The 6,279-nt window shown below is 66.4% G+C and carries 4 protein-coding genes; all 4 read left to right on the top strand.

Annotation, left to right across the window (positions count from 1 at the left end; genetic code table 11):
- Window positions 1–39 precede the first annotated feature (39 nt).
- Window positions 40–2,016 carry a pilus assembly protein gene (locus tag MUO23_04890; GenBank protein ID MCJ7512288.1) on the top strand — a complete coding sequence of 659 codons (1,977 nt, stop codon included), beginning with the start codon at window positions 40–42 and terminating at the stop codon, window positions 2,014–2,016.
- 347 nt (window positions 2,017–2,363) lie between these two features.
- Complete coding sequence (locus MUO23_04895; GenBank protein MCJ7512289.1) at window positions 2,364–3,308, top strand: diguanylate cyclase; 945 nt, start codon at window positions 2,364–2,366, stop codon at window positions 3,306–3,308.
- A 63-nt stretch (window positions 3,309–3,371) separates the two neighbouring features.
- Window positions 3,372–5,366: an ATP-binding protein gene (locus tag MUO23_04900; GenBank protein ID MCJ7512290.1), complete on the top strand. Its 1,995-nt coding sequence runs from the start codon at window positions 3,372–3,374 to the stop codon at window positions 5,364–5,366.
- A partial coding sequence (locus tag MUO23_04905; GenBank protein MCJ7512291.1) for a response regulator occupies window positions 5,363–6,279 on the top strand: 917 nt, incomplete at its 3' end. The genes MUO23_04900 and MUO23_04905, both read left to right, overlap by 4 nt.

Here is a 6,279-nt window from a genome sequence, read left to right on the forward strand (position 1 = left end):
CCGGTGAACAGGTCGATTCACCAGATGGAGTGTGGCGCCATGAAGAGACGCGAGAATCGGGAACGCCGGCGAGGCCAGGGGCTGGTTGAATTCGCCCTGACGCTGCCGCTGATTCTGCTGATCATCTTCACCATCATCGAGCTGGCACGCGTGCTGCACGCCTGGATGGCGATCGAGAATGGGGCGCGCTTCGGGGTCCGCTATGCCATCACCGGTGAGTACAACTCGACCTACTGCAGCGGCTACCCGGGCGGGATCTGCGATGCCCAGAATGAGGAAGACGCCGCCCGAATTCCTTCGATCAAGGACAGCGCCACTGCCGGGGCCGCCGCCATCTTGCGGGATGCCACGGCCGGCGTTGGCCAGCCCGGCTACTTTAAGATCACAGTCTGCTCCACCAAGAGCGGGCTGATCTACCACCCGGCCAACACGAATTCCAGCACGCCGGCCGATTGCACTCCGGTGGAGGACGGCGGGGGTCCAGGCGATCGGGTAATCGTCACCGCCGATTTCGAGCACCCGCTCATATCGCCGCTCATCAGCACCTGGTGGCCCCATCTTCACCTGAGCGCCAAGCGCGAGGGAATCGTCGAGCAGTTCCGGGTGGCGCGCGTCGTCGGCCTGCCGGCGACGATCGCCGTGGCGACCTTCACCGCCACGGTCACCCCGACATCGACCATCACCCAGACCCCGACCGAGACGCCCACGGTCACCCTGACGCCGACGCCAGACTGCTCCTTCATCAGTGTCGATGACGTCGCCATCGTCGACAACATGGTGCGTTTGACCTTCACCAACACCAACCCCGGCGCCATCCACCTGACCGACTCCTCGATCTCGTGGATCGATCCAGGCTTATACCCCGGGCAGAGCCTGTACGGCATGTCGCTCAAGGGATGGTACCGCTGGGGGCCGGACGATCCGACTTCTCCTGCCAGCGAGGCGCCCAGCCCGCACATCGCCGTCGCCTCCTTCGAGACCGAAAACTGGTACGGCTCCTTCAACAACGTCCCCGCCAACCCCGGACTGTATGGCACCTATGATGTGGCCCTGACCTTTGACAACCTGTGCCTCATCAGCGGCTCGGTCGACCGGCCGGTGCCGACGCCCACCTCGACGGCCACGCCCACGAATACCGCCACGGCCACCCGGACTCCGACGGGCACCTCGACGGTGACCACGACGCCCACGGTGACCCCTACGCCGTCTTGTGACGACATCACGGTCCTGAACACGTGGATCACCGGCAACAATGTGTACATGCGGGTGCGAAATGACAACGTTGCCGCAGTGACGTTTACCGGTTCGGCCTTCGATTGGACCGACGCCTATCATCCGGCGCAGTACGTTGACCGTCAATTCTGGGGAGGCACCGCCTACTGGAACGGCAACGGCTTAGACCCGCCCACGATCCGTGCCACGAGCCAGAACTTTGCCGCCGGATCGACCGTCGACTGGCGAACGCTGTTTGGCGGAGTCCCGGGCGGGATGGGGCTCAATGGGACTTTCAGCGTCGGCCTGATATTCAACGGTTCCTGCACGGTGAGCGGCAGCGTGTCGCGCACCGCGCCCACGGCTACGGCCACCCTGACGGCGACCATCACCTCGACTGCGACGCGTACCCCCACGGTCACGCGAACGCCGACGATCACCTTGACGCCGACCAACACCAGCACACCGACCGTCACCCCGACCCGCACGCTCACGCCGACGATCACCTTGACGCCGACGCGCACCAGTACGCCGACCATCACGCTGACACCGACGCGGACGAATACGCCAACGGTCACGCGCACGCCGACCATCACGCTGACCCCGACAAAGACGTCGACATCGACCACCGTGCCCAGCGCGACGGCCACCCGCACCGCGACGCCGCTTCCGACCAACACGTCCACCTCGCCGCCCACCGCCACGCGTACGCGCACCCCGACGCCAGCTGTAACCAACACCCTGCCGCCGAGCAAGACTCCGACGGTCACGTTGACGGTGACTTTGGCCTGCATGGACTGTTGAGGCACCCGCCGATCGATTGCAGCCGGGCAGGCGGCTTGCCTGCGGCCATCCAGAGTGGACTGCGAGAGGCGGGGGATCCCCCGCCTCTCGCTCTGTGGATGCAGGACCACCCGGTCACCGGCGTGGTCGCGACCCGCGCCCGAGGGAGTCCCGGCATGTTGCCCCCTGATGACCGGCGATATACAATCCAGCTACGCCGTCGGCCCCTGGTACCAAGGGGTGAACGGCGGGCCGGGGCGTGTAGGGGGACTGCAAGCCGGGGCGGGCGTGGCTTTGGCTATGATTCTGTTGAGGTCTTCGACGTAGAACCATGGGGGGTAGAAGGCAGATCTCTGCCGACGGGAAACATGAAGAACGCGGAACATGACGCTCAGCCTGAGGTCCAGAACCCGGCGCCTGAAAAGGTCGGCCGGGTCCTGATCGCCGATGACGACGACGACTTCCGCGCCCTGCTTGTGCGGCGCAGCCTGCGCATGGGCCTCGAGGTCCACCAGGTGAACGACGGGCCGCTGGCCGTCGAAGCCCTCAAGCAGTCCCCCTTTGATGTGCTGGTCGTCGACCTGTACATGCCGGGATCGACCGGGCTGGAGGTGGTGCAGGAAGGCCGGCGCATCGACCCGGACCTGCAGTCGATCATCCTGACGGCGAGCGCCACGCTGGAGACGGCGCTGGAAGCCCTGCGGGTGGGGGTGTACGACTACCTGCTCAAACCCCTGGAATCGGTAGCCGCCTTCGAGCTCTCGCTGACCCGCGCCCTGGAGCACCGGATGCTGATCCGCGAGAACCTGCGCCTGTTCGCCGAGGTGCAGCGGCTGGCGGTCACCGATCCGGTGACGGGCCTGTACAATCGCTACAAGCTGAACGAGTCCTTGGAGCTGGAGGTCGAGCGAGCCCACCGCTATCGGCGGCCGCTGTCCGTGATCATAATCGACATGGATCGACTGAAGGACATCAACGATAACTACGGCCACCCGGCCGGTGATGAGGCGCTGCGGCTTGTGGCGGCGGCGATCCGGTCGCAGGTGCGCCGGGTTGACCTGGCGACGCGCTACGGCGGGGACGAGTTCGCCATCCTGCTGCCGGAGGCGACCGAGGCCGAGGCCCAGGCGATCGCCCAGCGGATCTCCGCCGAGATCGGCACCCGGAACCCGGGACCTTGGCACGTCTCGGCTTCCTTCGGCGTGGCGGCCTGGGAGGACGGTATCCGCTCGTCGGAGGAGCTGATCGAGCGCGCCGACCGGGCGCTGTATGTCCACAAGCGGGCGCGTGCGGCCCGGGCCAAGCCGCGCTAGCTGCGCGCCCGGGACCCGCTGGGAGCCCAGGCAGGAAGAGGAAGGGGAGGTCGGAAAGCGAACATGACCGATCGTCAGCTGGGTGGACCCGCCGGTCCGCCTGCGAGCGCGCCCGAGGCCGGGCCCAATGCTTCCAGCCAGTCCGGGACGGGATGGTTTTCCCGGGTGGTGGCGCGCGCCCTTTCGCTGCGCGGTCAGCTGATCATCCCCTACGCCTTGCTGACGCTCGTGACCGCCATGCTCGGCACGTATGTCGTCACGCGGCTGGTGACATCTTCCGTCCGCGAGCGCTTCGTCAACCAGCTGAATGAGGCCTCGCGAGTGGCCGCCGATGGGGTGGTGCGGCGCGAGCGCTCACACCTGCGCAGCCTGCGCCTGATGACCTTCACCTCCGGCGTCGCCGAGGGGCTGCAGTTCGCCGATGCCGAGGCCCTGGAGGCGCTGCTCCTCCCGATCGCCCTCAACGACCAGGCCGAATCGGTCGTGGCCATTGGACGGGGGGGCAGGGAGATTCTGGGCCTGACCTTCGATCCCGCTTCGTCCCAGTATGACATCACCCGCGGATCCGACTTCTCCAAGCTGCCGATCGTCGACAACATCTTGCAGGAACGGCGGGATGCTGCCGGGGACAAGTACGTCGGGATCGTGGAGACCTCCTACGGTCCCTTCCTGTACACCAGCGCCCCGGTCCGCAATGCCGCCGACGAGTTGGTCGGTGTGCTGATGCTCGGAACCCGTCTGGATTCGCTGGTCGACGATCTGAAGAGCCAGGCCCTGGCGGATGTCGTGCTGCAGCAACCGGACGGGGCGCTGCTTTCAACCAGCTTCGATGAGACACAAGGGGAGGCTTCAGATTTCTTGCTCCCGCCGGAGAGCACCGAGGCCATCGACGGCCTGGAGCTGCGCGAGTTCGAGCTGTACGGCAGGGACTTCCAGGCGGGCTATGCTCCCTGGGCGGCGCGCGATCAGGTGCTGGGGGTGCTGGGCGTGGCGCTGCCGTCCAATTTCCTGGTGACCGCCGAAGCCACCAGCCGCAATACCTTCAGCCTGCTCTTCTCGATCAGCACGATCTCGATCATTGTCGTCGGCTACTGGCTGGCTTCCAGCATCACCCGCCCGATCCTGCGCCTGCGGCGAATGGCTCAAGCGGTTGCCGCCGGCGACCTCGAGCAGGAGAGCGGCATCCAACGGCCGGATGAGATCGGCGACCTGGCCACCGCCTTCGACACCATGGCCGACGACCTGCAGGCCCGCACGGCCGAGGCTGAGCAGCTGTACGCCGAGGCCGTTGATCGCAATCGGCAGCTGGAGGAGATGTACCAGCGTTTGCAGTCGGCGCAGCAGCAGCTGGTCCAGTCGGAGAAGCTGGCCTCCGTCGGACAGCTCTCGGCGGGCATCGTCCACGACGTCAAGAACCCGTTGGGGGTGATCAAGGGGGTGGCCGAGGAGATGCTGGAGGACAAGCCGCCTGGCTCGCCGGAGTATGAGAGCCTGCAGGTGATTCGTGACAACGCCAGCCGGGCGAATGCCATCGTCACCGATATGCTGACCTTCGCCCGGCAGACGCCGCCGGCCATGCTGCGGCGTGACCTGCGCCAGACGGTCGAGGGCTCCCTGCGTTTGACCAGCTACATGCTGCGCAAGGGCAAGGTCGAACTCGATCTTCAGGTCCCGCCGGCGCCGGTGACGGCCATGTTTGACTCGCAGCAGCTGCAGCAGGTGGTGATCAACTTGGTACAGAACGCGGTGCAGGCCATGCCGAACGGCGGCCGCCTCGGCGTTCGGCTGGCGCCGGACGATGGCCACGCGCTCATCGAGGTTCGCGATACCGGCACAGGCATTTCGCCGGAAAACCTGCCGCGGGTTTTTGATCCGTTCTTCACCACCAAACCCGAAGGGCAGGGGACCGGGATGGGTCTTTCGGTCTCCTACGGGATCATCAGCCGCCACAACGGGACGATCAGCGTGAGCAGCAAGCCGGGGGAGGGTACGCTGTTCACGGTTCGGCTGCCGCTGGATGCAGCGCCAGCTGCGGGCGACCAGGAGAGCGAAGCATGAGCGGGGCCCGGGTGCTGGTGGCTGATGACGACCCGGACTATCTGCGCTTGATGTCGGGTCACCTGCGCAAGCGGGGGTACGAGGTCGAGAGCGCCGACGGCGGCCAGGCGGCACTGGAGCGGCTCCGCCAGGCGGAGGCGTTCTCGGTGCTGGTCACCGACCTGATGATGCCCGGCATGGATGGCTACGAACTCCTCCGTCGGGCTCGCACCCAGGACGCCTTCATCGAGGTCATCGTCATCAGCGGCGTTGGCAGCCTGGAATCAGCCATCTCGTCGATGCGCGAGAATGGCGCCTTCGACTATCTGACCAAGCCGCTGGAGAAGGTGACCGACCTCAGCCTGGCCGTTGAGCGGGCCGTGGCCCATCGTGCGCTGCGGCTGGAGCGCGCCCAGCTGCAGGCGCAGATCCAGGCGGAGCGCGAGCGCCTGCGTAGTTTGCTGACCAACGCCAGCGACGCCATCCTGTCCGCCGATGGCAGCGGCGTGGTGGTCGTGGCCAATCCCCAGGCTGCCCGTCTACTCGGCACGGAGCACCTGGTCGGTCAGCGGTCCACGGTCGTATTTCCGGCGCCGCTGCGGATCCTGCTGGAGCACTGGATGGGCGCCTCGCCGCAACGCGCCATGGTCTGCGAGGTGCCTTGGCCGGCGGAACAGGTGCACCTGGTCAGCCTGACTCCCCTCGAGCCCAGCGGACTGGAGGGCGGTGTCGGCTGGGTGATGGTGCTGCAGGACATCTCCCATCTCAAGCATGTGGATTCGCTGAAGATGCGCCTGCTCACCGAGACGGCCGAGAACATTCGCCGTCCGCTGGCGGCGGCCTTCGCCTCGTTGATGGCGCTCAATGATCTGCCGGAAGCCAGAACCGAAGGCTTCACCGCCAGGATGGACAACCTGGTGGGTCAGCTCAGTGC

It is taken from the genome of Anaerolineales bacterium (genome assembly GCA_022866145.1).
Taxonomy (GTDB): domain Bacteria; phylum Chloroflexota; class Anaerolineae; order Anaerolineales; family E44-bin32; genus PFL42.